This is a genomic window from Stenotrophomonas sp. yr243 (assembly GCF_900184195.1).
Lineage (GTDB): Bacteria > Pseudomonadota > Gammaproteobacteria > Xanthomonadales > Xanthomonadaceae > Stenotrophomonas > Stenotrophomonas lactitubi.
The window spans coordinates 583309-609455 of the sequence record NZ_FXWT01000002.1 but is presented as its reverse complement, the minus strand read 5'-3'; the positions used below and the strand labels follow the sequence as shown (position 1 = coordinate 609455).

Sequence of the window (26147 nt, the reverse complement as noted above, 5' to 3'; positions counted from 1 at the left end):
GCGAAAGGCAGCCGAGCATGGGCTCGGCTCTACAGGTGCGGGGCGATCGTGCCCCGCGCCTGCTCAGAACGACCAGGTGAAGGTCAGCGAACCGTTGCGACCATCGCCATACGCACCGTAGCCGGTGATCTGCGAGTAGTACTTCTTGTCCAGGAGGTTGTTGAGGTTGGCCTGCACGCTGAATTCCGGCGAGATGCGGTAGCGCACGAACGCACTGACCAGCGCATAGCCTTCCTGTTCGAAACGACCCACCACCGGCGCCGCGTAGTAGATGCGGTTCTGCCAGTTGGCACCACCACCGACGGTCAGTTCCTGCAGCGACTGCGGGGTGTAGCTGGTGAACAGCTTCAGCGCGGTCTGCGGCAGGTTGGTGTTGATGTCGGCGTCGTTGATGTCCTTGGCCACGTAGCGCGACGCACCGAAGGTGGCATTCCAGCCCGGTGCCAGTTCGCCGTTCAACTCGAACTCGAAGCCACGGCTGACCGTGCCGCGTGCGGCCACATAGGCCGTTTCATTCTGTTGCCCATCCACCTTGTCCATGGTGGCCTGGCCGACGTTGTCCTGCTCGATGCGGAACACGGCCAGCGAGGCATTCAGGCGGTTGTCGAACCAGGCACCCTTGACGCCCACTTCGTAGCTCTTGCCATCGACTGGATCCAGGTAGCTGCCCTGCTTGTTGCGCAGCGTCTGCGGCTGGAAGATTTCGGTGTAGCTGGTGTACGCCGAGTAGGTGTCGTTGATGTCGTAGACCAGGCCGGCGTACGGCGTGGTGACCTTGTGCGAGCGATCATTGCCTTCGTCTTCGCTCTTCCAGTCGGTGTAGCGCGCACCGACGATCAGCTTCAGCGGATCAGTCAGTGACAACCGCGCAGCCACGTAGCCGGCCTTCTGGGTGATGGTGCCTTCGCTGGCCAGTGCCAGTGGGTTCCAGTTCGGCTGGGGGATGTTGCCGGTCCAGTTGAGGTAGGTATCGAACGGGTTCCAGCCCGGGCCGCCCATCTGGAAATCGCCGTAGTTGGCGAACTCGCGCTTGTTGTAGCTCAGGCCGGCCATGAACTGGTGCTCGCGACCGAACAGCTGGAACGGACCATCGATGTAGCCGTCGATGCCATCGACCTTGCGCTCGGTGTTGTAGAAGCCGGCCATCGGCGTTACACCTGCGCCGGTGGTCTTGTCGAAGGCGGTGTAGGACGGATAGAACAGCTTGTCATCGGCCTGGGTGCGATCGTGGGTGGCGCCGATCTTGAACTTCCAGCCATTGCCGAACGCGTGCTGCAGGGTGGCGAAGGCGCGCTTGCTGGTGGTGTCCCAGTAGGTCCAGTCCGGCGAGGGATTGAACGACGTCGGGTAGTGGGTTGAACTACCGTCCGCGTACCACATGGGGAAGCCGCCCCAGGTCGCGCCGCTGGCCTTCTTGTGCTGGTAGTCGTAGCCCACGCTGAGCTGGGTATCGGCGGTCAGGTCGGCATCGATCACCGCATAACCGAGGGTCTTGCGCTGGTTGTAACGGTCCATCTGCGCGTCGGTGTCCAGGTAGCTGCCGATCACGCGGCCGCGTACGGTGCCGCTGGCGTTGAGCGCGCTGCCCACGTCCACGGTGGTGCGGGTGCGGCCCCAGCTGCCGACGTTCACCGACACGCTGCCGGTCAGCTCGGCGCTGTCGGCGTGCTTGCGGATCAGGTTCACCGACGCCGACGGATTGCCGGCGCCACTGAGCAGGCCAGTGGCGCCGCGCACCACTTCCACGCGGTCATACAGGGCCAGGTCCAGGCCGGAGTCGCCGTAGCTCCAGTTCTGCACCATCTGCGTGGGCAGGCCATCGAACTGGTAGCTGTCGATGTAGAAGCCGCGCGCGTAGAACTCGGTGCGCTCGCTGTCCGACTGCGTGCTGGTCACGCCGGTGGTGTTGCCCAGCACGTCGATGATGTCGTCCAGCTTCTGATCTTCGATGCGCTGGTGGCTGATGATGCTGACCGACTGCGGGATTTCGCGCGGCGCCAGGTCGAAGCGGGTACCGGCCGAGGTGCGGCGCACCGAATAGCCTTCGGCGCGCTCGCCCTTCACCACGACCTTGTCGAGGGTGGTCGGGTCGGCGGCGGTTTCGGCGAAAGCGGCCGGGGCGGTGGCCACGCAGAGTGCGGCGAACACGGCAGCGGACAGCCGCTGCGGCTGCAGGGGACGGAAGGCGGGACGGATCATCGGGGGATTCCTGGACGGGCACGCGCGTTCTGCCGGCATCCAGGAGGCGAGGCGCTACGGGTAGGGGAAGGGCGGGCAGGCCGTCCTGGCACCACCGGAAACGAAAGAAATGGTAATACGAACTATTCCCATTTACAAATGGTGAACGCAGGACTCCAAGGCCAGACCCGCGCCGCAGTCAGCGGGTGTCCGGCCCCTGCAGCAGCGGCAACGGGTCGCGGGCACCATCGGCGCCGTAGATGCCCCAATGCAGGTGGGGCGGCGTGCCCTTGGCGTTGCCGCTGTCGCCGACATGGCCGAGCAGGTCGCCGGGCTGCACAACCTGTCCGTGCGCCAGGCCATCGGCCCAGTCTTCCAGGTGTGCGTAGTAGTAGCGTTCGCGCCCCGGCCCGATGACCCAGACCTGGCGGCCACCGAGGCCGCTGTCGCGGATGTCGGCGATGACGCCGGGGGTAGCGCTGCGCACCGGCGTGCCGCGCTTGCCGAAGATGTCGATGCCCGCGTGCGTGCGGTCGCGCCCGCGTGGTGCTCCGAAGGTATCGGCGATCTGGCGCGGGCGGACGCCGTCCACCGGCACCGGCAGCTCCGTGGCCGGCGGCATGCGCGAGAGCGTCCACAGCATCTTCGGTGCGGCGGCCCACGGGCTGTTCCAGAAGGCCATCGCCGCGATGACCAGGATCAGCAGGATGGCGCCACGCAGCAACCAGCGGCGCAGACGCTTGGCGTTGGAGGGGGCAGGGCTGTTCATGCGTTGCCAGTGTAGGAGCAGGCCATGCTCGAACGCATCTGCGCTATGACAACGGCACGTCGAAGCCGCGCTTCAACGTGCCCAGCGCCACGGACGTTCGGAAGCGCTCGATGTTGTCATCCGCACCGAACAAGCGCTCGGTGATCGCCTCGTACTCCTCCATCGATGCCGCCGAGAGCAGTAGCAGGAAATCACCATCACCGGTGATCGAGTAACACTGCTGCACGGCAGGATCGTCCTGCACGCGGCGGCGGAACGGGGCGACCTTCTCGCGCTGTTCGCTGACCACGCGCACCTCGACGATGATGGTCAGCGGCCGGCCGATCTTCGTGGCATCGATCACGGCCACGTTGGCGGCAATCACGCCGCTGTCCTGCAGGCGCTTGATCCGCCGCTGCACGGCCGGGGTCGACAGGTGCACGGCCTCGGCGATCTGCCGCTGCGGCAGGGTGTTGTCCTGTTGCAGCAGGGCGAGGATGGCGCGGTCGAAGCTGTCCAGCACAGGGGCGGTGGCCATGGTGAGCAGAAGTTGCACGGACGGGCCGTCAATTGAGCCAAGTGCTCGCCGCCGGCGCAATAGACTGGCGGCATGCAGACTTCTCGAATCGCGCCGATGTTGCCGGCGCTGGCGGTGCTCGGCTCAGTCACCGCACTGGCCATCGGCACCTCCTACGCCAAGCAGCTGTTCCCGTTGATCGGTGCGCAGGGCACCAGCGCGCTGCGCGTGGGCTTCTCGGCGCTGTTGCTGCTGCTGTTCTGGCGGCCGTGGCGCTGGAAGACCAGCCGCGTGGATGCGATCACGATCCTGCGCTACGGCCTCACCCTGGGCCTGATGAACCTGTTGTTCTACATGGCCTTGCGCACGATCCCGTTCGGCATTGCGGTGGCCATCGAATTCACCGGCCCGTTGACGGTGGCGATGCTGTCGTCGCGGCGACCGATCGATTTCCTCTGGGTGGGTTGTGCGGCGGTCGGGCTGCTGTTGCTGCTGCCGATCGGCGGCGGCCCGGCTCTGGACCCGGTGGGCGTGCTGTACGCCATGGGCGCGGCGGCCTGCTGGGGCCTGTACATCGTGTTCGGCAAGCGCGCCGGCCACCTGCATGCCGGGCATTCGGTGTCGCTGGGGCTGCTGGCCGCGTCGCTGGTGGTGGTGCCGGTGGGCGTGGTGCATGCCGGTGCGGCGTTGCTGGAACCGAAGATCCTGCTGGCCGGGCTGGTGGTGGCGCTGGTGTCCAGCGCGATCCCGATGTCGCTGGAGATGATGGCACTCAAGCGCCTGCCGAAGGAGACCTTCGGGATCCTGATCAGCATGGAACCGGCGGTGGCCGCGCTGTGGGCGATGCTGCTGCTGCACGAGCACCTGCATGGCCTGCAGTGGTTGGCGATCGGCTGCACGGTGCTGGCCTCGGTGGGCAGCACGATGACGGCAAGGCGGTTGAAGGTGCCGGTGGCGCAGGCGGGGTAGCGCCGGGCCATGCCCGGCTGAGAGCGTGCGGACCAACGGTCCGCACCCACGAGCAACGTTCCGCACCCACCAGATCAGCGTGCCAACCGAGGTTGGCACCTACCAGAAGCATTCAGCGCAGGGCGTCGGCGGGGACGTCGATCGCCATTGCCAGGGCGAGATGGTCGGAGAACGCAGCCGGTACCGCCTCCACGTTGCGGGTCTGCAGACCGCTGCTGACCAGGATGTGGTCGATGGCGCGGTCGGGGCGCCAGCTGGGGAAGGTCGGCACGATGCAGCCGGGCGGCTGCAGGCGGGTCTTCTGGTACAGCACCTGCATTTCCGGACGTTCGGCCAGGCAGTTGAAGTCGCCCATCAGCACGGCATTGGGATGGTCCGACAACAGCTCGGCGATGAAGCCAAGCTGGGCCATCCGCGAGCCTGCGCCCAGCGACAGATGGGCCACCGCAACGGCCAGGCCATCGCGGCCATCGCCGAACTTGGCCAGCAGCACGCCGCGCCCGCCGATGCGGCCGGGCAGGGCGTGGTCCTGCACTTCCACCGGTTCCAGCTTGCTCAGCAGGCCGTTGGCACTTGATGCGACACCGCCCATGCGCCGGTTCGGCTGGTGGCTCCAGTAATTGAAGCCGGCACGCTGGGCCAGGTAATGGGTCTGGTTGGTGAAGCCCGAGCGCAGGCTGCCCGGGTCGGCCTCCTGCAGGCCGACGATGTCATGACCGCGCGCCAGAGTGGCAATCGCGTCAAGGCTGCTGCGCTTGCGACCCGCCGGCAGCGCATGTGACCAGCTGCGGGTCACATAGTCGCTGTAGCGGCGGGTACTCGAGCCGGCCTGGATGTTGGCCGTCAGCAAGCGCAGGGTCCGTGTTGTGGGGGAAGTCACGGCCGGGAAAACGTCTCTTTGATCAGTGGGCCTGGGCTGCACCGCGTTCGCGGGCGATCAGGTGGTCGGCAATGCGCAGCATGTCCGGGAAGCTCTTGCCCTTCACCAGGTACTTGCCGTTGACGATGATCGACGGGGTGCCGCTGATCTGGCTGCGCTGGGCGAACTGCTTGGCCGAGTTGGTCTTGGCATTGACCGCGAAGCTGCCCATGGTGGCGGCGAACTGCTTCGGATCCACGCCGTAGGCACCGTAGAACTTGGCGATGTCATCAACCGAATCGGCACCGCGCTCGCCCTTCAGGGTCTGCTGCGAGTGGATGGCCGAGTACAGCGCCTCGTGGGTCTTCTCCTGCACGCCCAGGGTCTGCGCGGCGTAGAAGGCACGGGCGTAGTTGTCCCAGGTGCCGCCGAACATGGCCGGCACGTAGACGAAGTTCACATCGCTCGGCAGGCCAGCCTTCCACGGGCCGACCAGCGGCTGGAACGCGGCGCAGGCCGGGCAGACGTAACCGAAGATCTCGACCACTTCGACCTTGCCGGCCGCCGGCTGGAACGGCTGGCCGTTCGGGATCAGCTGGTAGTCGGCGCCTTCCACCGGGGCCGGGCCGGTCAGCGCGGCGGTGGTCGGTGCAGGGGCGGCGCCGGCGTCGGTCTTGTCACCTTCGGCAGCCGGAGCAGCGGCTTCGCTGCCCGCGGCCGGCGCAGCCGGTTCGGTGCTGGCCGGGGTCGCGGCCGGTTCTGCCGGGGCGGAGGTGTTGGCGGTGCCATCGTCGGCCTTGCAGGCCGCCAGGATCGGCAGCAGCGCTGCGAGGGCGAGGGCGGCGAAACGGGTCTTCATGGAAACGTCTCCAGCATCTGGAAAGGTGGGGCCGGCGTCAGGCGCCGGCCAGAGGGAAATGATGACATGCGGCGGCGACAGCGCCGTGTCGATGGTGTGCGTTGGTTCAGCGGCCGCGGGCGGCGCGGGCCTGGGCGATCAGCGCCGAGGCGATGCGCAGCTGGTCCTCGAAGCTCTTGCCACGGACCAGGTACTGGCCATTGATGATGATGGCCGGGGTACCCGGCACCTGGGTGCGCTGGGCGAAGGCACGGGCGGCATCGACCTTCTTCTGTACCGCCTCGCCGCGCAGGGCCTGCGTGTAGCGCTCCGGGGTCACGCCGTAGGCCTTGTAGAAGCTGGCGAGCTCATCGGCCGAGACGTTCTGCATCGGCAGCGTGCCGTCCTCGTGCAGAGCCTTGAACACGGCGGCGTGGCTGCGCTTGGCCACGCCCACTTCGTCGGCGGCGTAGTAGGCCAAGGCCCAGGAATCCCAGGCACCGCCGAAGGCGGCCGGGACTGGGGTGAAGCGCACGTCGGCCGGCAGCTTGGCGGCCCAGGCGGCCAGCTGTGGTTCGAAATGGGCGCAGTGCGGGCAGGTGTAGCCGAACACCTCGACCACTTCGATCTTGCCGGCCAGCGGCTGGAACGGGCCAGGCTGGGCGATGCGCTCGTAGTCTTTGCCTTCGACCAGCGGGGCGTTGGCGGGGGTGGCGGCGCAGGCCGCCAACGGCAGCAGCACCAGCAGGGACAGCAGAAGGCGGGGAATCAACCTCATCGACACGCATCTCCGTTGAAAATGACAACGCCGGCGCAGCCGCCGGCGTGAAGGAAACATACCGCAGCGACGGGCCGTCGTGGCGACCCGCGCCGACCAGTGGCGGTCAGGGGGCGGCAGCCGGTCGCGTCGAAGCGCTCTCGGCGGCAAGGTCGTCGGCCTTGTTGTGCAGACCCTGCAGGTAGCTGGAAAGGGCCTGCACCTCCTGCTCGGTCAGCTTCTGCGCCACCGTGGCCATGATCTGGAAGTGCGCCTTGTCGGTCTCGTTGGTCTGCCCGGCCTGGTATTCCTGCAGGCGCCGGGCGACATAGCTGGCGTGCTGGCCGCCGATGTGCGGGTAGGCCGGGCCGGGGTTGCCGGCACCACTGGGGCCATGACAGGCCATGCAGGCCGGCAGCCCGCGCTGGGCGTCGCCGCCGCGGTAAAGCTGCTGGCCGATCTGGTAGAACTTCATGCCCTTGTACGGGCCCTCGGCCACCAGCGTGTCGTCGGCGATGCCGGCGTTGGCCTTCTGGGTGGCGAAGAACGCGCCGATATCGCGCATGTCCTGTGGAGTGAGGTTCTGCACGAAGGGCACCATCGCCACGGCGGCGCCGGAACTGCGCTGGCCGTTGGCGATCAGGGCCATCTGCTGGGCGACGTAGCGCTCGCTCTGGCCGGCGATGCTGGGATACATCTCCACCGTGGAATTGCCATCGGCACCATGGCAGGCGGCACACGCGGTGGCCTTGGTCTGGCCGGCCTTGGCGTCGCCCCAGGTGGTCTTGCTGAAATCCACCTCAAGCGAGGCGGTCCTGATCGGGCCGTTGTCGGGCAGCGGGGTCAGCGTGGTCTGCGCAAAGGCAGCAGCGGCAACAACGGCAGTAGCAAGGGCGGATACGGCAAGAACGCGAGCGTGGCGCATGCTGAAGCTCCGTATGGACCGGCCGGGCGGCGGCGGCCGGCATCGCCCGGATTATCAACGCCGTTTCCGTACACGGTCAACGCAGCAGTGCAGCATTTTCCCGCTGGAAGGCCCCGGGCCGGGCGCGCGGCGCCGCAACATGCGATCCTATGCGCATGTCATTGCTCATCGAACGCGCCCAATACCACCTCTCTGCCCACAACATGGGGCAGCTGCCGCCCGATGAAGGTTCTGAAGTGGCCTTTGCAGGTCGCTCCAACGCCGGCAAGTCCAGCGCGCTCAACGCGCTGACCCGCCAGAACAGCCTGGCCCGGGTCTCCAAGACCCCTGGCCGGACCCAGCAGCTGGTGTTCTTCCAGGTCACCCCAGACGCCCACCTGGTCGATCTGCCCGGTTACGGCTACGCCAAGGTGCCGCTGGACCTGCAGGCGCACTGGCAGGCCTTCATCGACCGCTACTTCCGCACCCGCGAGGCCTTGAAGGGCCTGGTGGTGGTGATGGACATCCGCCATCCGCTGAAGGACTACGACCGGCAGATGCTGGCCTATGCCGTGCAGCGTGGCCTGCCGGCGCATGCGCTGCTGACCAAGGCCGACAAGCTCAGCCGCAGCCAGCAGATGCAGACCCTGCAGAAGGTGCGCAAGGAACTGCATTCTTCGTTCGGCGATACGGTGAGCGTGCAGGTGTTCTCCGGCTCGGCCCGTACCGGCGTGGATGAAGCCCGCGGCATCATCGGCGGCTGGCTGGGGCTGGAATAAGGAACAGGGCGCCGGGCCTTGCCCGGCGACACGTTTGTAGAGCCGAGCCCACGCTCGGCTGCCGCGCGTAGCGCGGCGAGACCCTGATGGCCGAGCATGGGCTCGGCTCTACACAGGGTCATTTCAACGGCGAGAACTCCGCCGGTACCCACGCATACGCCTTGCCTTCGCTGCGTACGTGACCCAGCCCGGGGAAGGGCAGGTGCGCGCCGGCGACCCACCAGCCCTTGGCGGTGGCTTCCTGCAACAGGCTGCGACGGCTGGCCGTAGCCGCCTTGCGGTCCGAATCGGCCTCGAATGCCGCTTCCGGGTGTGCGAACTGCACTGCGTGGAAATGCAGGACATCGCCCCACACCAGCAGTGACTGGCCCTGGCTGTCGAAGCGATAGGACACATGCCCCGGCGTGTGGCCGTGGGTATCCATCGCCACCGCGTGGCCGGGCAGGGCGTCGCCAGGCTGGAAGGTGTGCAGGCGACCAGCGGCCTGGTACGGCGCCACCGCATTGCGTGCCAGCGCGAAGGCGAAGCGTACGCCTTGCGGCGCCGTAGCTTCGCTGGCCGGGTCGAGCCAGTAGCGGGCATCGGCCTTGGACAGCCACACCGTCGCATTCGGATAGGCCGGTTTGCCTTGTGCATCGAGGATGCCGCACAGGTGATCGGGATGGGCGTGGGTCAGCAGCACCTCATCGATCTCGGCCGGGTCCACGCCCGCCGCGCGCAGGTTGCCCAGCACCTGGCCCTGGTCAGGGCCGAAGCACTGCGCGGTGCCGGCATCGACCAGGGTCAGGTGCTTGCCCTGGCGCACCAAGAAGGCGTTGATCGCGGTCTGCAGGCCCTTCTTGTCTTCGGGCACGTAGCGTCCTTCGAGCAGGCGGCTGACCAGCGTTGGCGGCACATCCACCACTTCCTGCCGGCCGAGCGCGACCACGCCGTCGAACAGGGCGGTGACCTGCAGCGCACCGATGCGCTGGTGTTGTACACCCGGCACTTGCTGGGTGGGGGCGGGCGAGGTGGCCTCGGCCAGCGCGGCCAGCGGCAGGGAGGACAGGGCCAGCAGCAGGGCGGTGCGCAGCGGCAGGTGGCACAGGGTCATGGCGGTTCTTCTCGATGAGTGATGGGCAGGCCCGGTGCGCACAGCCTGCCGCGTTGCGCGTGCGTGCGGCGCTCAAACCGCTGCGCGGAATGCTCAAGGGGGGGTATCGGCAGGGCTGCGCCCTGCACCCGCAGAGGCAGCAGCAACGTCAACGTCAAAAGCCGGGTTTCCTGTGGGATGGCGGGGTGGGTCCGGTTGCGGGGGACGCTGCAAGTACGTCCATGTAGGCTCGGTCGCCGCATCCATGCGGCTCACGCCCCCGCAACCGGACCCACCCCGCCTTCGACAGATTCCCGCGATCTGTTGGGATGGCATGACCTGCTCTTGGTGGGTGTCGACCTTGGATCCACGCCATGGGTGGATGCTCTTCGAATTCAATTCGGAATCATCGAAATGAATCGAATGGAGGTGGAGGAAATCATCCACGCATGGCGTGGATCTACTGGCCACCAGGAAACTGTCGAAGGCGGGGCACTGTGGGTTTGCGGGGTGTGAGCCGCATGGATGCGGCGACCAAGCCTCCATGGACGGATTCACGGCGTCCCCGCAAACCCACAGTGCCCCGCCATCCCACGGAATGCCGCTTTGGCCTTTGCTGTTGCCGTTGCTTGAAGAGCCTCTGCGGGTGCAGGGCGCAGCCCTGCTGAACAACCCTAGATGTCGGTAGGAGCCAGCCCGTACTGCTCGGCGAAGCGCTTGCTGAAGCTCGCTGCAGAGCGATACCCCGCGCGCGCTGCCACGGTCTTCAGCGGCAGGTCGGTGGTGTACAGCAGCTGCATGCCGTGGGCCAGGCGCGCTTCGGTCAGCAGCTGGCGCAGGCTGGTGGCCTCAGCCGCCAACCGCCGGCGCAGGGTCGCGCCGCTCAGCGCGAAGTGTGCTTCAACGTCGCGTGACTGCCAGTCACGTGCCGGTTCGGCGGCGATGCGGTCGCGGATCTGTTCGCCCAGCGTCGGTGCGTGCGGCAACAACAGGTTGCCGTGGCCCTGCCGGCACCACGCCAGCACCAGCGTGGCCAGGGCCAGCCGTGCTTCGCTGTAGCGGCCATCCTGCAACGACTGCCGCCAGCTGCGCAGCGCCGTGGCGTGATCGCTCAACGCCTGCCGTGCCAGCGCCGGTCCGGCCGTCGGCAAGGCTTCGCTCCACAGCGTGCGCGCCGCCGCCAGCACTTCCGTGCACAGCGGCACGATCGCGCTGAGGTAGCGGCCGGTCTGCGGGTCCGGTGTGTTGACCACGTCGATGCGGCAACGCTGGGTGATCAGCAGGATGTCGCCCGGGACGAAGGTCAGTGACTGGTGTGCGGTACGCACCTGCTTGCGGCCTTCCAGCAGGATCGCAAACTGCGGCTGCGGTATTTCCACCGAACTGGCGCCATGTTCGCGGCGGGCGGTGATGCAGGCGTAGCCTTCGGCGCGTTGGCAGCCGGCCAGGCTGGCCATCTCCGCCAGCAGTGCCATGGCAGTGGGGGGCATGCCGGTCATACGACGTGCGCGCCCAGCAGGCGGCCGACCGCAGCTGCAGCGGCCATCGCCAGCGCACCCCAGAACATCACGCGCAGGGCACCTCGCGTCGGTGACGCGCCACCGGCGCGCGCTGCCATCGCGCCGGTCAGGCACAGGCCGGCCAGCGTGCTGACCGTGGTGGCGGTGGCGACGTTCTGTACTGGTGCCAGCAGCGCGGTCAGCACCGGCAGGGCGGCACCACAGGTGAAGGCACCGGCCGAAGCCAGTGCGGCCTGCAACGGTCGCGCGCGCAGTTCCTCGGTGATGCCCAGTTCGTCGCGCGCATGGGCGCCCAGCGCGTCGTGGGCGGTCAGCTGCTCGGCGACCTGCCGTGCCAACGCCGGCTCCAGGCCGCGGTGGCGATAGATCGCGGTCAGCTCGTCCAGTTCGCTGTGCGGGTCTTCGTGCAGCTCGCGCTTCTCCATCGCCAGATCGGCATTCTCGGTATCGGCCTGGGTCTGCACCGACACATACTCGCCGGCGGCCATCGACATCGCACCGGCCACGGTACCGGCCACACCGGTGGCCAGGATCGTGCTGGCCGAGGCGCCGCTGGCGGCCACACCGACCACCAGGCCGGCGACCGAGACGATGCCATCGTTGGCGCCCAGCACGGCGGCACGCAGCCAGCCGACGCGATCGGCGCGGTGCAGTTCAGGATGTCGTGAATGGCGGCTCATGGCCCTGAGTGTACGAGGGTCAAGAGGGTGTCGGTAGGATGCTGAAACCCGTCACCGTCGCATGACGTAACGAGCCGCCACGCTATAGTGCGCCCTTGCGATGCAAGGCTCCCAGCCCCACATCCCCTGCCACCGTCCAGCGAGCCACCCCCTTGTCGAGCCCCAGCCACGTCGCCGATACGCCCATTACCGACCGCTCGCAACTGGTGGCGGAGATCGCCTCCGGCGAGAAGCCCCGTTCGCAGTGGCGCATCGGTACCGAGCACGAGAAGTTCGGGTTCCGCCTGGATGACCTGCGTCCGCCGACCTTCGATGGCGAGCGCGGCATCGAGGCCCTGCTCAACGGCCTGGTCCGCTTCGGCTGGACGCCGGTGCAGGAGAACGGCAACACCATCGCCCTGCTGCGTGATGGCGCCTCGGTGACCTTGGAGCCGGCGGGCCAGCTGGAGCTGTCCGGTGCGGCGCTGGAAACCATTCACCAGACCTGCGTGGAAACCGGCACCCACCTCAATGAAGTGGCGCAGGTGGCCGGCGAACTGCGGCTGGGTTTCCTCGGCATGGGCTTCCAGCCGAAGTGGACGCGCGATGAAATGCCGTGGATGCCCAAGGGCCGCTACAAGATCATGCGCTCGTACATGCCCAAGGTCGGTTCGCTCGGCCTGGACATGATGACCCGCACCTGCACCGTGCAGGTGAACCTGGATTACGCCAGCGAAGCGGACATGGTGAAGAAGTTCCGTGTGTCGTTGGCGCTGCAGCCGATCGCCACCGCACTGTTCGCCGACTCGCCGTTCACCGAAGGCAAGCCGAACGGCTACCTCAGCTATCGCTCGCACATCTGGACCGATACCGATGCCGACCGTACCGGCATGCTCGACTTCGTGTTCGAGGACGGCTTCGGTTACGAGCGCTATGTCGACTACCTGCTCGATGTGCCGATGTATTTCTCCTACCGCGATGGCATCTACCACGATGCCAGCGGGCAGAGCTTCCGCGACTTCATGCAGGGCAAGCTGCCGGTGCTGCCGGGCCAGCTGCCGACCCTGCGCGACTGGTCGGACCACACCACGACCGCGTTCCCGGAAGTGCGGTTGAAGAAGTACCTGGAAATGCGCGGTGCCGATGGTGGCCCGTGGAGCCGCCTGTGTGCGCTGCCGGCCTTCTGGGTGGGCCTGCTGTACGACGACACGGCGCTGGATGCGGCGTGGGATCTGGTGCGTGACTTCAGCATGGCCGAGCGCCATGCGCTGCGTGATGAGGTGCCCAAGCACGCGATGGGCCTGCCGTTCCGCGGTGGCACCGTGCGCGACCTCGCCCGCGAGGCGGTGAAGATTTCGGTGGATGGGCTCAAGCGCCGTGCGGCGCGCAATGCCGATGGCCAGGATGAAAGCAAGTTCCTGGACGTGCTGCAGGAAATCGTCGAGTCCGGCCTGACCCCGGCCGAGCGCAAGCTGGCGCTGTTCCATGGCCGCTGGCACGGTGACGTGGATCCGGTGTTCCGCGAGTTCGCGTACTGAAAATGCGCCCGCCGGGCATGGCCCGGCGCTACCCGCCACGAATCCGGTAGCGCCGGGCCATGCCCGGCGGGGGGGCGTACGCAAAAAAACCCCGGCAATGCCGGGGTTTTTTCATTCCATCAGCGCAGCGATCAGGCCTTGATGGTGGCCATGTCGATCACGAAGCGGTAGCGCACATCGTTCTTGGCCATGCGCTCCCAGGCTTCGTTGACGTTCTTGATGTCGATCATCTCCACGTCGCTGACGATGCCGTGCTCGGCGCAGAAGTCCATCATCTCCTGGGTTTCGGCCATGCCGCCGATCGCCGAGCCGGTCAGGTTCCTGCGACCGAAGATCACGCTGCCACCGGTCAACGGCGGGTCCAGTTCGGTCAGCACACCGACCAGGCACATGGTCGCTTCGCGCTTGAGCAGGCCCATGTACGGGTTGGTGTCATGGCCGACCGGGATGGTGTTGAGCAGGAAGTCGAAGCTGCCGGCGTGTGCCTTCATCTGGTCGGCGTCGCGCGAAACCAGCACTTCGTCAGCGCCCAGGCGCTTGGCATCGGCACCCTTTTCCGGGGTGGTGGTGATCATCACCACGTGCGCGCCGAGCGCCTTGGCGAACTTCACGCCCATGTGGCCGAGGCCACCCAGACCGATCACGCCGACCTTCTGGCCCGGGCCGACCTTCCAGTGGCGCAGCGGCGACCAGGTGGTGATGCCGGCGCACAGCAGCGGCGCGGCTGCCTTCAGGTCCAGTGTTTCGGAGACCTTGACCACGAAGCGCTGCTCGACCACCACGTGGTCGGAATAGCCGCCGTAGGTCGGTGCGCCGCTTTCACGCTCGCGACCGTTGTAGGTCCAGGTCGCACCTTCGGCGCAGTACTGCTCCAGGTCGTGCTGGCAGGCATCGCAATGGCGGCAGGAATCGACCATGCAGCCGACACCGGCGTGGTCGCCGACCTTGAAGCGGGTGACCTCGCTGCCGACTTCGGTGACCCGGCCGATGATCTCGTGGCCCGGCACCATCGGATAGATCGAGCCACCCCAGTCGTCGCGGGCCTGGTGCAGGTCGGAATGGCAGATGCCGCTGTACAGGATCTCGATGCGCACATCGTTCGGGCCAACCGCGCGGCGCTCGAATTCGAAGGGCACCAGCGGGTCGGTATGGGTGTGGGCGGCGTAACCACGGGCGAGGGACATGGGGAATCCTTGGCAGGGTTTGTCGAAAGGCGTTTTACAATACGCTCCGTACCTCGGGGTAAGAAGCGTATACATCGGCATGATTCATCAAGGCAGACTGCACAATCATGGCCACTGACAACCTGACCCACCTGGCCGCCTTCGCTGCGGTCGCCCGCCACCGCAGTTTCCGCCGCGCCGGTGCCGAACTGGCCCTGTCGACCTCGGCGGTGAGCTATGCGATCCGCGCGCTGGAGGAACGGTTGGGGGTGGGCCTGTTCCACCGCACCACCCGCAGCGTGGCGCTGACCGAGGCAGGCCAACGTCTGCTGGAGCGCCTGCAGCCGGCGCTGGGCCAGGTGCACGATGCACTGGAGGAAATGAATCACTTCCGCGCCGTTCCGGCAGGCCTGCTGCGGATCAACGCGACGCGGGCGGCGGTGGCAACCCAGTTGGGGCCACGGCTGGCGCGTTTCCTGCACGCGCATCCGGATGTACGGGTGGAGCTGACCGAGAACGATGGCCTGGTCGACATCGTCGCCGAGGGTTACGACGCCGGCGTGCGCCTGCACGAGTTCGTGCCCGAGGACATGGTGGCGGTGCCGATGGGGCCGCCGCTGCGCGGCTTGATCGTCGGTTCGCCCGAGTACCTGCGGCGCCGGCCGGCACCGCAGCATCCGCGCGACCTGGCCGCGCATGAGTGCGTGCGCTTCCGCTTCGCCAGCGGCCATCTGTACAAGTGGCAGTTCGAGCGCGAGGGCCAGACACTGGAGATCGACGTACCGGGCCGGCTGACGCTGTGCGAGCAGGGCACCGTCGTTGGCGCGGTGCTCGATGGCATCGGCCTGGCCTATGTGCTGGAAGACACCGCGCGCCCGTACCTGGACGATGGGCGGCTGGTGGCGGTGCTGGAAGACTGGAGCGAACCATTCGCCGGGTTTGCGCTGTATTACCCGAAGCAGCGGCAGATGCCCGGTGCGTTGCGCGCGTTCGTGGACATGTTGCGCGAATGAATCGCAGTGGGTCGCATCCACGCATGGCGTGGATCTACTGACCATCGCCGCATGCTCATTTTGACCCCCGCCATGTGTGGATGCCGTTCCGCAGTAGATCCACGCCATGCGTGGATGGTGCAGGCGCGCGCTAAGGTAACCACCCTCATCCAACAAGGACGTCCATGAGCACGCTCGCCGATCTCGAACAGGCCTCCAGCCAAGCCTTTCCGCCGCTGTTCCACCAGCTCGTCGCAGGCAACCACTTCAGCTGGGGCGAACAGGGGCCGCGCTGGTACCGTGAGGTGTTCCCACAGCTACAGGCACAGCCGCCGGTGCTGTTGTACGCGAGCGAGTACGAACCGATCGAGCCCAATGAACTGCGCGCGGCCTGGGAAGACCTGACTGCCGAAGATCACTACAACCCGGTGCGTGAAGACCTGAAGCTGCTGCCGTTCGCACGCACCGGCGCCGGCGACAACTATTGCTTCTGGACCAACGCACCAGGCTTCGCTGAGCCGCCGGTACTGCTGGTCTGGCACGACGATGATCGCGCCGACCTGGTGGCGGCGAACCTCCAGGATTTCCTGTTCCGCAAGATGGCCGAAGCGGTGGTTGAACTGGAGGAAGATGATTCGCTGCTGTCGGAAGGCGATATCGGTGCGAACCTGCAGGCCTGGCTGTCCACTCATCGCGGTTGGTTGCGTGGGGATCAGGTGGCTGCGCTGGAAGCGCTGTTCGCGCGCGTGGATGACATTGCCGGCGGTGGCATCAGTGAAGAGGACGTACAGGCATTGCTGAAGCCGCTGATCGGCTTTGAGCGGATGGACAGCAGAATGCCGTACGTACGGGATTGAACGGCATGGATACGAAGCCACGCTACGCAGCCTGCAGCATCGGTTCCATCAGGTGCAGGCAATCACGCAGATGCGCATCCACCGATGCGTCCTCGGCTACCACGCCGATGGCGCGTTCGCGCAGAGGTTCTGCCACGGCCATGGACAGCACCAGACGTGCCATCCGTTCTGGATCACCGGCGCGCAGCAGGCCACGTTGCTGCTGCCGCGCCAGCCAATCGGCCAGCAGTGCGCGCCCGCGACCGATGCCGTTGTCGAGGTAGGCCCGCAGCAGCGCATCCTTGCCCGGAAAGTCGGTGGTCAACAGCCGGAACACCCGCACCGCCTGCGCTGACAATGCCTGCGCGCACACCGCCTGCAGGATATCGTGCAGCAGCGGCAGCACGTCATCGGCGTGGCGGGCATCACGCTGCAGCTGCGGTGCGAAGCCATCGGTCCACTCGCGCACCGCCAGGCCCACCAGCTCGTCGCGGTTGCCGGCATGCCGGTACACCGTCTTCTTGGCCACGCCGGCATGCGCGGCGACTGCTTCGATGGTGGTCGCTTCGTACCCCTGCGCCAGCAGCAGATCCAGCGTCGCCTGCAGCACGGCATGGCGGACGTCGGCCTCTGGCCGTGCGGGACGCCCGCGGCGACGGGGTGGAGCGATCGGATCGGGCGGGGCGGTAGCGGTCATTGCGCGCATTCTAGCGCATTTCGATAATTGTGAAACGAAGTGCGTTTCCGTATTGTCCGGACTTCACCTCCCCAAGGATTCACCATGGACACCGTCGCCAACGCTCACGCCTGGCTGGACCACCACGATCTCCTCGACCCGGCGCCGATGCACCTGGAAACCGGCATCCAGCGTCGCGAAGACGGCACCCTGCTGGTCGCAGTGCGCACCGATCTGCATGGCTGCAAGGGCCGCATGCTGGACTGGTGGTTCACCTTCTTCGAGACCACCCAGCACATTCGCTGGTGGCACCCGCTGGACCATGTCGAGCATCGTGGCTGGGACGCGGCCTGGCAGCGTGGGCGCAGTTACCATGGCGCCAGCATCCATGCGGTGGAATCGCTGGCCGACATTCCGCCGGTGGCGGCACGGCTGAAGTTCCACGATCCGCGCACGTTGCTGACACCCGAGCGTCTGCAGGCGGCGCAGGATGCCGGCGATGTCTCGGCGGTGATCGCCGCGCGCATCGGTTTTGGTGATCACGTTCGGCTGGATGCGCACGGTGATCCCTGCGACGGCCAGATGCTGCACGTCGCCCGCGATACGCCGTTCGGCTGCGTGCTGCGCAGTCGCTTCGTGCTTGGCCTGGACAGCAAAGATCCGCAGCGCGACGCCAGCGATGCGATCGGCCTGGGACTGCTCAAGCACTGCTATACCGAGTTCAGTTTCCTGTCGCGGCTGCTGCCGTCGCTGTATTACGGCGAACGCGCGAATGGCGAGGCGGTGCCGTTGCCGTGGTGAACCCGCGTGCTACGCCAGCAGGGCGTCATAGCCTGCATCGCTGAACTGGATCAGGCAGAAGCCATGGCCGAAGGGATCGGCCAGCACGGCGATCCTTCCCCAGCTGTGTTCGCGCACGGCCTGTTCGAGGGTGGCCCCAGCCGCAACGGCGCGGGCAAGCGCAGCGTCGATGTCAGCGACCACCCAGTCCAGATGCACGGGCGTCCAATGTCGCTCGTAATCGCGCACATTGCCGTCTTCGGTCGCTGTACTGCCCGCGTCGTTCTGCAGCAGATAAAGCGGCGCGGGACCACCGAGCAGTTCCAGCGCGCCGGCGCCCAGGCGGCGGCCGGTGTGCAGGGCGAAGGCCCGGGTGTAGAAGGCTGCGGCGGTGGTGATGTCGGGGACGTCGAGGTTGACGATGAAGGAGGCGGTGATGAGGTCCATCGGGACTTTCGTCATGTTGTTGGGCATGGATGTGACGTCTAGCATCGCACTGCAGTCCCGTATCGGGGTGCCGGCCGGGTGTTTCGAAGGTGGCCTGGATGCCATGGAGGATTCCATGCAGGACCTGGAAGTGGAAGTGCGGTTGCGAGTTCTGGAGCGGCAGGTCGGTCAGTGGCCTCTGCGGGCAGCGGCCATGTTCGTGCTTGGGATCTCGATGGCGATGGCCGACTTCGGCCTTGCCAGACCGGAATCCGGCATCGTCCCGGAGATCCGCACGCAGCGGCTGATCGTGCTCGACCGCGAAGGACGTAAGCGCGTGGAGATCGGCGAGGATGCCCCGGACCTGGACATCAAGCGCAACGCACGGGTAGCGGGGCTGATCATCTTTGATGGCAATGAACAGGAGCGCGGCGGCGTGGTCACCGATGACCTTGGCAGTGCGACCGTCGCCCTGGATGCGCCTCGCGGCGTCGGCTACCGGGTGTCCGATCGAGCCGGAATGAAGGTAGGAGCGGACGGCTCGGCGTTTGTCGGTGTTCTGTCCAACGCGGGAGGGTTCGCCGCCAGCCTTGCCGCGAAGGACGCAGAAGGGCGGCTGGAACTGAGCCGTGTGGGCTTTGTGGAGGGCAGCGCCTCCACGCGGGTGATCACCCTGGATGGCGACAGTACGACATCTTCAGGTCGACCCTGATCGATGTCGCAACAATCGTACAAACAACAAGGAGTGCAACATGCATGAGCAGAATGTGGCCGTACGCCTGGAAAGACTTGAGCGCAGGGTCCGTCGCGGGAATCTGCTGGCAGCATCGATGCTCGTGCTGGGTGCATCGCTGGCGCTGATCGGGACAAGCGTCGCTACGCCCGATGTCAGCGTGGTGCCCGAGCTCCGCACCTACAAGCTGACCGTGCTCGACAGCGAAGGGCGCATGCGGGTGCAGATTGCCGAGGACGCCGATGACATCCCGCGAAACTCGCGTGCGGCGGGGCTGACGATCTATGACGCCATGGGCGATGAACGTGGGGGCATCGGCACCATGGCCAACGGCGCCGCGGTGATGGCGCTGGATGCGCCAGTTGGCGTGGGTTACAAGGTGCGCGATCGGGCGGGTATGAAGGTCGCGGCCGATGGCACGGCCGTGATCACCGCGCTGTCCAATGAAGGCAGCTTCGCTGCCAGCCTGATTGCACAGGGCAACCAGGGGCGGCTTGAACTGAGTCGCAAGGATTCAGCCAAGGGGGAGATCAGCACCCGGGTGCTGACCTTTGATTCGGACTCGACCAAGGTGGAGAAAGCACTCTGATGTGCTCGGTGGCGAGGAGCGCATCGCATCCACGCATGGCGTGGATCTACTGTGCGAGCGGGTAGTCGAGGTAGCCTTCGACGCCACCGCCGTAATAGGTGCTGCGATCCGGAACGGCCAGCGGCACATCGCGCTGCAGGCGCTCGACCAGATCCGGGTTGGCGATGAACGGCTGGCCAAACGCGGCCAGATCAATGATGCCGTCCTCGACCAGTCGCAGAGCACGCTCACGGGTGAGACCACCGGCGAGGATCACGGTGCCGCCGTAGGTCTCCTTGAAGGTCCTCAGGAACGCCTCGCCGATGACTGGCACGCCGCGCAGGTAGTTGTCGTTCAGATGCACATACGCCAACCCGCGCTTGCCAAGCTCTTCGGCCAGATAAAGATAGGTGGCTTCGTTCTCTGCATAGGCCGGCATGTCGAAAGTCTGGCTGTTCGGCGCCAGGCGCACGCCGATCCGCTGTGCACCGATCCGCTGCGCCATCGCATCGACGGTGTCCAGGATCAGCCGTGCGCGGTTGCGTAGTGAACCGCCGTAGAGATCGTGCCGATCATTGGTGATCGGGTTGAGGAACTGCTCGAACAGGTAGCCGTTGGCAGCATGCAGTTCGATGCCATCGAAGCCGGCAGCGATGGCATTTTCAGCGCCGCGTACGAAGTCGCTGACGATACCCGGCACTTCGTCGGTGCACAGTGCGCGCGGCGGCGTCGGATCGGCATGGCCACGGCTGCCGTCGTCCAGATACACGAACGAGGTGTTCTTCGGATCGCTCGCCACCGCCCGCGTACCGGCGCTCACCGGCTGGCCGCCGTCGGGCTGCAGCGAGGTGTGTGACATGCGTCCGACGTGCCACAGCTGGGCGAAGATCGCGCCCTGCGCAGCGTGTACGGCGTCGGTGACAAGCTTCCAGCCGGCAACCTGTTCAGCGGACCAGATGCCGGGCACGTCGATGTAGCCCTGGCCCTGCGCCGACACCGGCGTGCCTTCGCTGATGATCAGACCGGCGCTGGCGCGCTGCCGGTAGTACTGCGCGGTCAGTGCATTGGCGACGGCGCCGGGGTTGCGGGCGCGGGTCATCGGCGCCATCGCGATGCGGTTGTGCAGGGGCAGTCCAGCGAGGTCGAACGGGCGGAACAGGGGGGCGGTCATGTCAGTCATCTCGGAACGGGGGAGGGCGCCAACGGCGCGACAACACCATGATGGAGTTGACATGCGGGCGCATAAAGGCGGTAAATTTCCCGTCAAGCGGGACTATCTGTCCCCAATGAGCGAGCCTGCCGATGCTCCCCGTCGAATCGTTGAATGGCCTGGTGACCTTCGTCACCACGGCGCGCTCGGCCACCTTCACCGAGGCGGCCGACGCGCTGGGCATCTCCCGCTCGGCGGTCGGCAAGGCCATCGCCCGGCTGGAAGCGCGGCTGGGGGTGCGCCTGTTCCATCGCACCACCCGGCGCATCGCGCTTACCACCGATGGCGAGGCCTACTACGCCTCCTGCGCTGCGGCGCTGGATGAAATCGCGGCAGCCGAAGCCTGCCTGGGCTCGGCTGCGCATCTGCCGAGCGGCCGCCTGCGCATCGACATGCCGTCCTCGTTCGGTCGGCTGGTGCTACTTCCGGTGCTGCTGAAAATGTGCCAGCAGTATCCGGACCTGCAGTTGACGATGACCTTCACCGATCACTTCGTCGATCCGCTGGAGGAAGGCATCGACCTGCTGATCCGCTTCGGCGGCCTGCACCACGCCGAGCACCTGGTCGCACGCAAGCTGGCCAGCCAGCGGCTGGTGACCTGCGCCGCGCCGGGCTACCTGCAGGCGCACGGCACGCCACGGACCATTGACGATCTACATGCACACCGCAGCATCGTCGGCTACCGCCATGGACAACCCGTAGCCTGGCGGATGGGCGATGCGGGCACCCAGGGTGTGTTCATTCCCAGCGGCACCTACCAGCTCAATGATGGCGATGCGGTGATCGAAGGCGCGCTGGCTGGCCTGGGCATCTGCCAGATGCCGGTATCGCTGGTGCGCCGGCATCTTGAGTCCGGCGCGCTGCAGTCGGTGCTCGATCACTGCATGCAGCACCACGTGGACATTCACGCGCTGTGGCCGCAGACGCGGCACCTGCGGCCGAAGGTGCGCTATGTAGTGGAGGAGTTGACCCGGTTGGCGGGTCAGGGCGTGTTTGATTGAGGTATGAATTGGTTTCTGTATACTATCCCCCAGTATAGTTCCGAGGCTGGCCCGTCATGCCGCACTCCCTCGAAGAAAAAAAGAAGGTTCTCGCCCGCGTGCGCCGCATCCGCGGCCAGTGCGATGCGCTGGACCGCGCGCTGGAAGCCGGCGCCGATTGCGGGCCGGTGCTGCAGCAGATCGCCGCCATCCGTGGTGCGGTCAACGGCCTGATGTCCGAAGTGATGGAAGCGCACCTGCGCGAGGAGTTCGGCCAGCCCGCCGCCTCCGATGAACAACGCGCCGAACGCGTGCGCGACATGAGCGCATTGATCCGCTCGTACCTGAAATGAACGACGGCGCGACACAGCGCCGCGCATCCTGTTTTCCGCAAGCCTTTTTGGAGAGTGCCATCATGAAATCCCGTGCCGCCGTCGCCTTTGGTCCCGGCCAGCCGCTGCAGATCGTCGAGATCGACGTCGCCCCGCCGAAGCAGGGCGAAGTGCTGGTCAAGATCACCCACACCGGTGTCTGCCACACCGATGCGTTCACCCTGTCCGGCGATGATCCGGAAGGCCTGTTCCCGGTGGTGCTGGGCCATGAAGGCGCCGGCATCGTGGTGGAAGTGGGCGAGGGCGTGACCAGCGTGAAGCCGGGCGACCACGTGATTCCGCTGTACACCGCCGAGTGTGGTGAATGCCTGTTCTGCAAGAGCGGCAAGACCAACCTGTGCGTGTCCGTGCGTGCCACCCAGGGCAAGGGCGTGATGCCCGATGGCACCAGCCGCTTCAGCTACAACGGCGAGCCGATCTACCACTACATGGGCTGCTCGACCTTCAGCGAATACACCGTCGTTGCCGAGGTGTCGCTGGCGAAGATCAACCCGGACGCGAATCCGGAGCATGTCTGCCTGCTCGGCTGTGGCGTCACCACCGGCATCGGCGCGGTGCACAACACCGCCAAGGTGCAGGAAGGCGACAGCGTGGCGGTGTTCGGCCTCGGCGGTATCGGCCTGGCGGTGATCCAGGGGGCGCGCCAGGCCAAGGCCGGCCGCATCATCGCGGTGGATACCAACCCGTCCAAGTTTGAGCTGGCCCGCGAATTCGGTGCCACCGACTGCATCAACCCGAAGGATCATGACAAGCCGATCCAGCAGGTCATTGTTGAAATGACCACCTGGGGCGTGGACCACAGCTTCGAGTGCATCGGCAACGTCAACGTGATGCGTGCGGCGCTGGAATGCGCGCACCGTGGCTGGGGCCAGAGCGTGGTGATCGGCGTAGCGGGTTCGGGTCAGGAGATCTCCACCCGCCCGTTCCAGCTGGTCACCGGCCGCAAGTGGATGGGTACCGCGTTTGGCGGCGTGAAGGGTCGCAGCCAGCTGCCGGGCATGGTCGAAGACGCGATGAAGGGCGATATCGAGCTGGCGCCGTTCGTCACCCACACCATGGACCTGGACAAGATCAACGAAGCTTTCGAGCTGATGCATGAAGGCAAGTCGATTCGTTCGGTGGTCCATTACTGAGGCGTGTCATGGGCTGGCTGGATGCCCTGCGCCGGCCGCGTGCGGAAGACCCGCGCGCGGCCCTGGTGGCCCCGATCGAGCAGGCGCTGCGCGCGCTGGGCTGGGTCGTGGGTGAAGTGGGGCCACCGCGTGCGGTGACCTCGGCCTTCGGCAGCGACGATGGCATGCCGTTCGAGCAGTGGCTGGGGCAGGTATTCCTGCCGCGTCTGCACGAGGCCCGCGCTGATGGCCAGTGGCCGCCGCGCAGCAACGTGGCAGCGGTGGCGTATCGCAATCTTGATGGCCAGCCTGGCGTCGAGCCGTTGCTGCGCTTGCTGGCGCAGCTGGACGAACTGATCAACAAAGGCATCCACGCCGTGCGTGGATAAGCCGACCAAGGTCGGCATCTACCAGAGCACGCGTGCGCTGACGCGCCGCGGAGGAGAACATCATGGAACGTATCGAACACCGCGCCTGTGCCGGCGGTTGGCAGGACGTCTATCGCCATCACTCCACCACGCTGGGCTGCGACATGCAGTTCGCCGTATACCTGCCGCCGCAGGCCGCCAGCCAGAAGCTGCCGGTGCTGTACTGGCTGAGCGGGTTGACCTGCACCGAGCAGAATTTCATCACCAAGGCCGGTGCGCAGCGTTATGCAGCCGAGCACGGCGTGATCATCGTCGCCCCGGACACCAGTCCGCGCGGCGATGACGTGGCCGATGCCGAGGGCTATGACCTGGGCAAGGGCGCGGGCTTCTATCTCAACGCCACCCGTGCGCCGTGGGCGAAGCACTACCGCATGCACGACTACGTCGCGCAGGAACTGCCGGCGCTGATTGAAGCGAACTTCCCGGCTACCGATGCGCGCGCGATCAGCGGCCATTCGATGGGCGGCCACGGTGCACTGGTGATCGCGCTGCGCAACCCGGGCCGTTACCGCAGCGTGTCGGCGTTCTCGCCGATCGTTGCGCCCAGTCACGTGCCGTGGGGACAGAAGGCGTTCACCGCCTACCTCGGTGACAACCCGGCCGACTGGGCGCAGTGGGATGCCTGCCAGCTTGTGACCAACGCCGGAGAGCGCCTGGCGCTGCTGGTCGATCAAGGCGAGGGCGATGAGTTCCTGCACACCCAGCTGCAGCCGCAGCGCCTGCAGCAGGCCTGCGATGCCGCCGGCCATCCGCTGAGCCTGCGCCTGCAGCCCGGCTACGACCACAGCTATTACTTCATCGCCAGCTTCATCGGCGAGCACATCGCCCACCACGCCCGCGCCCTATACGCCTGACGGTTTGCCGGTAGTGCCGGCCGCTGGCCGGCAACCTGCGGCCCCGGGCTTTCCTGGGAGTGCCGGCCAGCGGCCGGCACTACCGGGCGGTGCAGGAACAGTCCAGTTTGCTGCAGTGGATCACGCCGCTGTGGCGTGGCGGCGCGCTATCGTGCCGCCATACGGCCTTGCGCATGGGGGATGCATGCTGGTTGTGCTGGCGCTGATGTTCGTGATCTGCCATGGCGTGGTCGTGGCGTTCTGGCCGGGTACGGCCGGTGGGGGATCGTTCGTGTTCCTGACCGCGGCGCCTCTGCTGGCCGCCGCGGCCTGCCTGTGGCGCGGCCAGCGCGACCGCGCTGCACTGGGCTGGCGGGCCACGGCAATGGCGCTGCTGCTCTGGGCCGGTGGCATGGCCTTCAACATGGCCGACGCCCTGGGGGCCGGACGGTCCGACATCACCCCGCGCGCCAGCCTGCTGTTGTATGTGCTGTACGGCGTGCCACTGGTGTTCATCCTGGCCCGCGCCCGTCGCGAACGCCGGATGATCAGCCTGATCGACGGCGTGATGGCCGCGCTGCTGGGCGTGCTGTTCTTCGTGCATACCCAGTCCTTTGCCGACCGTATCGATATCGATGACCAGGCGATGGCCCACATGCAGCGCATGTTCGACATCCAGAACCTGTGCATCGCCGGCTTCGCGGTGGTGCGCTGGGTCGCCGGCGACGCGCCTGAACGGCGCAGCTTCTACCGCGCGCTGGCGCTGTACGCACTGAGCTATCTGCTGCTGGCGTTCTACATCAATCACTACACCTCCGAACAGTCGTTCGGCGCCTACAACGATCTGTTGATCGACCTGCCGTTCCTGCTGCTGGCGGTACTGGCGCTGCGCCAGGCACCTGCGCCGGGCTTCGTGCTGCATCCCCGCCTGCTGCGATTGGTGCAGGCGGGCGGACCGATCATCCTGCCCTTGCTGCTGCTGGTGGTCGGCACCCTGGTGGTGGATCATGCGCGGCCTTTGGCGGTGACCGGCTTCGTGGTGGCGACACTGGGCTTCGGCCTCCGCAGCACCCTGCTGCAGATCGACCTGCTGGAACGGCAGGCGGGTCTTGATCAGCTGGCGCGGCAGGATGGCCTGACCGGCGTAGCCAATCGCCGTCAGTTCGATACGCTGCTGCTGGCCGAATGGAACCGTGCGCGCCGCAGCGGCAGCGAGATGGCGTTGCTGCTGGTGGATATCGACCATTTCAAGGCATTCAACGACCAGCACGGTCATCCCGCCGGCGACCGCTGCCTGCAGGCGGTGGCTGCGGTGCTGCAGGCCACCGCCGGGCGCGCGGCCGACAGCGTGGCGCGCTATGGCGGTGAGGAGTTCGCAGTGATCGTGCCCGGCAGCCCGCTGTCGGGTGTGCTGGCACTGGCCGAGCGTCTGCGCGAGGCGGTGGAAGCATTGCCGCTGCCGGAAGGCCCGGTCAGCATCAGCGTGGGTGTGGGCTACCTGCATCCGCCGGCGCTGGCCAGCGCCGAACAGTTGCTGGCCGATGCCGATGCGGGCCTGTACGCGGCCAAGCGTGCAGGCCGCAACCGGGTGATCCTGCACGCGCACGTGCTGGACGACCACGGGGGTGCGCACGACACGCTGGACTGTTAGCACGCCTGGACTACCGCCGCGGCAGGAAG

Annotated in this window: 28 protein-coding genes; 14 read left to right on the top strand and 14 right to left on the bottom strand. The window is 66.7% G+C overall.

All coding sequences use genetic code 11. From position 1 onward, the window contains the following. Positions 1 to 63 precede the first annotated feature (63 nt). From fhuE to QOL57_RS09455, 3 genes are all read right to left on the bottom strand, one after another. Positions 64 to 2199 carry a ferric-rhodotorulic acid/ferric-coprogen receptor FhuE gene (gene fhuE / locus QOL57_RS09465; protein ID WP_089236870.1) on the bottom strand — a complete coding sequence of 712 codons (2136 nt, stop codon included), beginning with the start codon at positions 2197 to 2199 and terminating at the stop codon, positions 64 to 66. A gap of 178 nt (positions 2200 to 2377) precedes the next feature. Then, positions 2378 to 2947 (bottom strand): M23 family metallopeptidase, encoded by a 570-nt coding sequence (locus QOL57_RS09460; protein ID WP_089236868.1) that lies wholly within the window; start codon positions 2945 to 2947, stop codon positions 2378 to 2380. A 43-nt stretch (positions 2948 to 2990) separates the two neighbouring features. Beyond that, positions 2991 to 3464 carry an Lrp/AsnC family transcriptional regulator gene (locus tag QOL57_RS09455; RefSeq protein ID WP_089236866.1) on the bottom strand — a complete coding sequence of 158 codons (474 nt, stop codon included), beginning with the start codon at positions 3462 to 3464 and terminating at the stop codon, positions 2991 to 2993. A 72-nt stretch (positions 3465 to 3536) separates the two neighbouring features. Between QOL57_RS09455 and QOL57_RS09450 the strand changes: the two genes are divergently transcribed. Then, a complete protein-coding gene (locus QOL57_RS09450) occupies positions 3537 to 4412 on the top strand; it encodes an EamA family transporter (protein WP_089236864.1) in 876 nt (291 codons plus the stop codon). Between the two features lie 112 nt (positions 4413 to 4524). On the opposite strand, the gene QOL57_RS09445 is transcribed toward QOL57_RS09450, so the two are convergent. From QOL57_RS09445 to QOL57_RS09430, 4 genes are all read right to left on the bottom strand, one after another. Continuing rightward, positions 4525 to 5262, bottom strand: a complete 738-nt coding sequence (locus tag QOL57_RS09445) for an endonuclease/exonuclease/phosphatase family protein (protein ID WP_218946652.1) — start codon at positions 5260 to 5262, stop codon at positions 4525 to 4527. Positions 5263 to 5314: 52 nt separating this feature from the next. Continuing rightward, positions 5315 to 6130 carry a thiol:disulfide interchange protein DsbA/DsbL gene (locus QOL57_RS09440; RefSeq protein ID WP_089236861.1) on the bottom strand — a complete coding sequence of 272 codons (816 nt, stop codon included), beginning with the start codon at positions 6128 to 6130 and terminating at the stop codon, positions 5315 to 5317. A gap of 106 nt (positions 6131 to 6236) precedes the next feature. Next, positions 6237 to 6887: a thiol:disulfide interchange protein DsbA/DsbL gene (locus QOL57_RS09435; protein ID WP_089236859.1), complete on the bottom strand. Its 651-nt coding sequence runs from the start codon at positions 6885 to 6887 to the stop codon at positions 6237 to 6239. Between the two features lie 106 nt (positions 6888 to 6993). Next, positions 6994 to 7791, bottom strand: a complete 798-nt coding sequence (locus QOL57_RS09430; protein ID WP_089236857.1) for a c-type cytochrome — start codon at positions 7789 to 7791, stop codon at positions 6994 to 6996. A 155-nt stretch (positions 7792 to 7946) separates the two neighbouring features. On the opposite strand from QOL57_RS09430, the gene yihA reads away from it, so the two are divergent. After that, the gene (gene yihA / locus QOL57_RS09425; protein ID WP_025878662.1) at positions 7947 to 8549 is read left to right on the top strand and encodes a ribosome biogenesis GTP-binding protein YihA/YsxC; all 603 of its coding nucleotides are present in this window, start codon (positions 7947 to 7949) and stop codon (positions 8547 to 8549) included. Positions 8550 to 8667: 118 nt separating this feature from the next. Here yihA and QOL57_RS09420 read toward each other — a convergent pair whose 3' ends face one another. The 3 genes from QOL57_RS09420 to QOL57_RS09410 all read right to left on the bottom strand — a co-directional run bounded on the left by QOL57_RS09420 (position 8668) and on the right by QOL57_RS09410 (position 11821). Beyond that, the gene (locus tag QOL57_RS09420) at positions 8668 to 9642 is read right to left on the bottom strand and encodes an MBL fold metallo-hydrolase (RefSeq protein ID WP_089236855.1); all 975 of its coding nucleotides are present in this window, start codon (positions 9640 to 9642) and stop codon (positions 8668 to 8670) included. Between the two features lie 653 nt (positions 9643 to 10295). Then, positions 10296 to 11120, bottom strand: coding sequence for a helix-turn-helix transcriptional regulator (locus tag QOL57_RS09415; RefSeq protein ID WP_089236853.1), 825 nt, complete (start codon positions 11118 to 11120; stop codon positions 10296 to 10298). Continuing rightward, positions 11117 to 11821, bottom strand: coding sequence for a VIT family protein (locus QOL57_RS09410; RefSeq protein ID WP_089236851.1), 705 nt, complete (start codon positions 11819 to 11821; stop codon positions 11117 to 11119). Before QOL57_RS09410 ends, QOL57_RS09415 begins: the two co-directional genes overlap by 4 nt. A gap of 152 nt (positions 11822 to 11973) precedes the next feature. Between QOL57_RS09410 and QOL57_RS09405 the strand changes: the two genes are divergently transcribed. Then, the gene (locus QOL57_RS09405) at positions 11974 to 13338 is read left to right on the top strand and encodes a glutamate--cysteine ligase (RefSeq protein ID WP_089236849.1); all 1365 of its coding nucleotides are present in this window, start codon (positions 11974 to 11976) and stop codon (positions 13336 to 13338) included. 131 nt (positions 13339 to 13469) lie between these two features. On the opposite strand, the gene QOL57_RS09400 is transcribed toward QOL57_RS09405, so the two are convergent. Beyond that, positions 13470 to 14522 (bottom strand): NAD(P)-dependent alcohol dehydrogenase, encoded by a 1053-nt coding sequence (locus QOL57_RS09400; protein WP_089236847.1) that lies wholly within the window; start codon positions 14520 to 14522, stop codon positions 13470 to 13472. Between the two features lie 107 nt (positions 14523 to 14629). On the opposite strand from QOL57_RS09400, the gene QOL57_RS09395 reads away from it, so the two are divergent. Both QOL57_RS09395 and QOL57_RS09390 read left to right on the top strand, forming a co-directional pair. Beyond that, on the top strand, positions 14630 to 15514 hold the full coding sequence (locus QOL57_RS09395) for a LysR family transcriptional regulator (protein ID WP_089236845.1): 885 nt from the start codon (positions 14630 to 14632) through the stop codon (positions 15512 to 15514). 164 nt (positions 15515 to 15678) lie between these two features. After that, positions 15679 to 16350, top strand: coding sequence for an SMI1/KNR4 family protein (locus QOL57_RS09390; RefSeq protein WP_089236843.1), 672 nt, complete (start codon positions 15679 to 15681; stop codon positions 16348 to 16350). 22 nt (positions 16351 to 16372) lie between these two features. On the opposite strand, the gene QOL57_RS09385 is transcribed toward QOL57_RS09390, so the two are convergent. Continuing rightward, positions 16373 to 17035, bottom strand: a complete 663-nt coding sequence (locus QOL57_RS09385; protein ID WP_089236841.1) for a TetR/AcrR family transcriptional regulator — start codon at positions 17033 to 17035, stop codon at positions 16373 to 16375. A 75-nt stretch (positions 17036 to 17110) separates the two neighbouring features. Here QOL57_RS09385 and QOL57_RS09380 point away from each other — a divergent pair, with 75 nt between their 5' ends. Further along, positions 17111 to 17806 (top strand): hydrolase, encoded by a 696-nt coding sequence (locus tag QOL57_RS09380; protein ID WP_089236839.1) that lies wholly within the window; start codon positions 17111 to 17113, stop codon positions 17804 to 17806. 9 nt (positions 17807 to 17815) lie between these two features. Here the strand turns inward: QOL57_RS09380 and QOL57_RS09375 are convergent, their stop codons facing one another. Beyond that, positions 17816 to 18232, bottom strand: coding sequence for a VOC family protein (locus QOL57_RS09375; protein WP_089236837.1), 417 nt, complete (start codon positions 18230 to 18232; stop codon positions 17816 to 17818). A 13-nt stretch (positions 18233 to 18245) separates the two neighbouring features. On the opposite strand from QOL57_RS09375, the gene QOL57_RS09370 reads away from it, so the two are divergent. Together QOL57_RS09370 and QOL57_RS09365 are read left to right on the top strand one after the other, a co-directional pair. After that, entirely contained in the window at positions 18246 to 18923 is a 678-nt protein-coding gene (locus tag QOL57_RS09370) for a hypothetical protein (RefSeq protein WP_100309797.1), read from the top strand. Between the two features lie 40 nt (positions 18924 to 18963). Then, a complete protein-coding gene (locus QOL57_RS09365; RefSeq protein WP_089236833.1) occupies positions 18964 to 19533 on the top strand; it encodes a hypothetical protein in 570 nt (189 codons plus the stop codon). A gap of 46 nt (positions 19534 to 19579) precedes the next feature. Here QOL57_RS09365 and QOL57_RS09360 read toward each other — a convergent pair whose 3' ends face one another. After that, positions 19580 to 20683 (bottom strand): alkene reductase, encoded by a 1104-nt coding sequence (locus tag QOL57_RS09360; RefSeq protein WP_089236831.1) that lies wholly within the window; start codon positions 20681 to 20683, stop codon positions 19580 to 19582. Positions 20684 to 20814: 131 nt separating this feature from the next. Here QOL57_RS09360 and QOL57_RS09355 point away from each other — a divergent pair, with 131 nt between their 5' ends. The 6 genes from QOL57_RS09355 to QOL57_RS09330 all read left to right on the top strand — a co-directional run bounded on the left by QOL57_RS09355 (position 20815) and on the right by QOL57_RS09330 (position 26118). Beyond that, on the top strand, positions 20815 to 21723 hold the full coding sequence (locus QOL57_RS09355) for a LysR family transcriptional regulator (protein WP_089236829.1): 909 nt from the start codon (positions 20815 to 20817) through the stop codon (positions 21721 to 21723). 56 nt (positions 21724 to 21779) lie between these two features. Further along, positions 21780 to 22055 carry a metal/formaldehyde-sensitive transcriptional repressor gene (locus QOL57_RS09350; RefSeq protein ID WP_049461844.1) on the top strand — a complete coding sequence of 92 codons (276 nt, stop codon included), beginning with the start codon at positions 21780 to 21782 and terminating at the stop codon, positions 22053 to 22055. A 62-nt stretch (positions 22056 to 22117) separates the two neighbouring features. Further along, positions 22118 to 23227: an S-(hydroxymethyl)glutathione dehydrogenase/class III alcohol dehydrogenase gene (locus QOL57_RS09345; RefSeq protein WP_089238104.1), complete on the top strand. Its 1110-nt coding sequence runs from the start codon at positions 22118 to 22120 to the stop codon at positions 23225 to 23227. Between the two features lie 8 nt (positions 23228 to 23235). Further along, positions 23236 to 23595, top strand: a complete 360-nt coding sequence (locus tag QOL57_RS09340) for a YqcC family protein (RefSeq protein WP_089236827.1) — start codon at positions 23236 to 23238, stop codon at positions 23593 to 23595. Positions 23596 to 23657: 62 nt separating this feature from the next. Further along, the gene (gene fghA, locus QOL57_RS09335; protein WP_089236825.1) at positions 23658 to 24488 is read left to right on the top strand and encodes an S-formylglutathione hydrolase; all 831 of its coding nucleotides are present in this window, start codon (positions 23658 to 23660) and stop codon (positions 24486 to 24488) included. Positions 24489 to 24672: 184 nt separating this feature from the next. Continuing rightward, the gene (locus tag QOL57_RS09330; RefSeq protein WP_089236823.1) at positions 24673 to 26118 is read left to right on the top strand and encodes a GGDEF domain-containing protein; all 1446 of its coding nucleotides are present in this window, start codon (positions 24673 to 24675) and stop codon (positions 26116 to 26118) included. The last annotated feature ends 29 nt before the right edge of the window (positions 26119 to 26147 follow it).

Bases quoted from the DNA above. Each gene is read 5' to 3' on its own strand.
- QOL57_RS09390 (WP_089236843.1), top strand. From the start codon at position 15,679: ATGAGCACGCTCGCCGATCTCGAACAGGCCTCCAGCCAAGCCTTTCCG.
- fghA (WP_089236825.1), top strand. From the start codon at position 23,658: ATGGAACGTATCGAACACCGCGCCTGTGCCGGCGGTTGGCAGGACGTC.
- QOL57_RS09400 (WP_089236847.1), bottom strand. From the start codon at position 14,522: ATGTCCCTCGCCCGTGGTTACGCCGCCCACACCCATACCGACCCGCTG.
- yihA (WP_025878662.1), top strand. From the start codon at position 7,947: ATGTCATTGCTCATCGAACGCGCCCAATACCACCTCTCTGCCCACAAC.
- QOL57_RS09330 (WP_089236823.1), top strand. From the start codon at position 24,673: ATGCTGGTTGTGCTGGCGCTGATGTTCGTGATCTGCCATGGCGTGGTC.
- QOL57_RS09395 (WP_089236845.1), top strand. From the start codon at position 14,630: ATGGCCACTGACAACCTGACCCACCTGGCCGCCTTCGCTGCGGTCGCC.
- QOL57_RS09340 (WP_089236827.1), top strand. From the start codon at position 23,236: ATGGGCTGGCTGGATGCCCTGCGCCGGCCGCGTGCGGAAGACCCGCGC.
- QOL57_RS09380 (WP_089236839.1), top strand. From the start codon at position 17,111: ATGGACACCGTCGCCAACGCTCACGCCTGGCTGGACCACCACGATCTC.
- QOL57_RS09375 (WP_089236837.1), bottom strand. From the start codon at position 18,232: ATGGACCTCATCACCGCCTCCTTCATCGTCAACCTCGACGTCCCCGAC.
- QOL57_RS09365 (WP_089236833.1), top strand. From the start codon at position 18,964: ATGCATGAGCAGAATGTGGCCGTACGCCTGGAAAGACTTGAGCGCAGG.
- QOL57_RS09410 (WP_089236851.1), bottom strand. From the start codon at position 11,821: ATGAGCCGCCATTCACGACATCCTGAACTGCACCGCGCCGATCGCGTC.
- QOL57_RS09450 (WP_089236864.1), top strand. From the start codon at position 3,537: ATGCAGACTTCTCGAATCGCGCCGATGTTGCCGGCGCTGGCGGTGCTC.
- QOL57_RS09360 (WP_089236831.1), bottom strand. From the start codon at position 20,683: ATGACCGCCCCCCTGTTCCGCCCGTTCGACCTCGCTGGACTGCCCCTG.
- QOL57_RS09370 (WP_100309797.1), top strand. From the start codon at position 18,246: ATGTTGTTGGGCATGGATGTGACGTCTAGCATCGCACTGCAGTCCCGT.
- QOL57_RS09435 (WP_089236859.1), bottom strand. From the start codon at position 6,887: ATGAGGTTGATTCCCCGCCTTCTGCTGTCCCTGCTGGTGCTGCTGCCG.
- QOL57_RS09420 (WP_089236855.1), bottom strand. From the start codon at position 9,642: ATGACCCTGTGCCACCTGCCGCTGCGCACCGCCCTGCTGCTGGCCCTG.
- QOL57_RS09440 (WP_089236861.1), bottom strand. From the start codon at position 6,130: ATGAAGACCCGTTTCGCCGCCCTCGCCCTCGCAGCGCTGCTGCCGATC.
- QOL57_RS09350 (WP_049461844.1), top strand. From the start codon at position 21,780: ATGCCGCACTCCCTCGAAGAAAAAAAGAAGGTTCTCGCCCGCGTGCGC.
- fhuE (WP_089236870.1), bottom strand. From the start codon at position 2,199: ATGATCCGTCCCGCCTTCCGTCCCCTGCAGCCGCAGCGGCTGTCCGCT.
- QOL57_RS09415 (WP_089236853.1), bottom strand. From the start codon at position 11,120: ATGACCGGCATGCCCCCCACTGCCATGGCACTGCTGGCGGAGATGGCC.
- QOL57_RS09460 (WP_089236868.1), bottom strand. From the start codon at position 2,947: ATGAACAGCCCTGCCCCCTCCAACGCCAAGCGTCTGCGCCGCTGGTTG.
- QOL57_RS09355 (WP_089236829.1), top strand. From the start codon at position 20,815: ATGCTCCCCGTCGAATCGTTGAATGGCCTGGTGACCTTCGTCACCACG.
- QOL57_RS09430 (WP_089236857.1), bottom strand. From the start codon at position 7,791: ATGCGCCACGCTCGCGTTCTTGCCGTATCCGCCCTTGCTACTGCCGTT.
- QOL57_RS09345 (WP_089238104.1), top strand. From the start codon at position 22,118: ATGAAATCCCGTGCCGCCGTCGCCTTTGGTCCCGGCCAGCCGCTGCAG.
- QOL57_RS09385 (WP_089236841.1), bottom strand. From the start codon at position 17,035: ATGCGCGCAATGACCGCTACCGCCCCGCCCGATCCGATCGCTCCACCC.
- QOL57_RS09455 (WP_089236866.1), bottom strand. From the start codon at position 3,464: ATGGCCACCGCCCCTGTGCTGGACAGCTTCGACCGCGCCATCCTCGCC.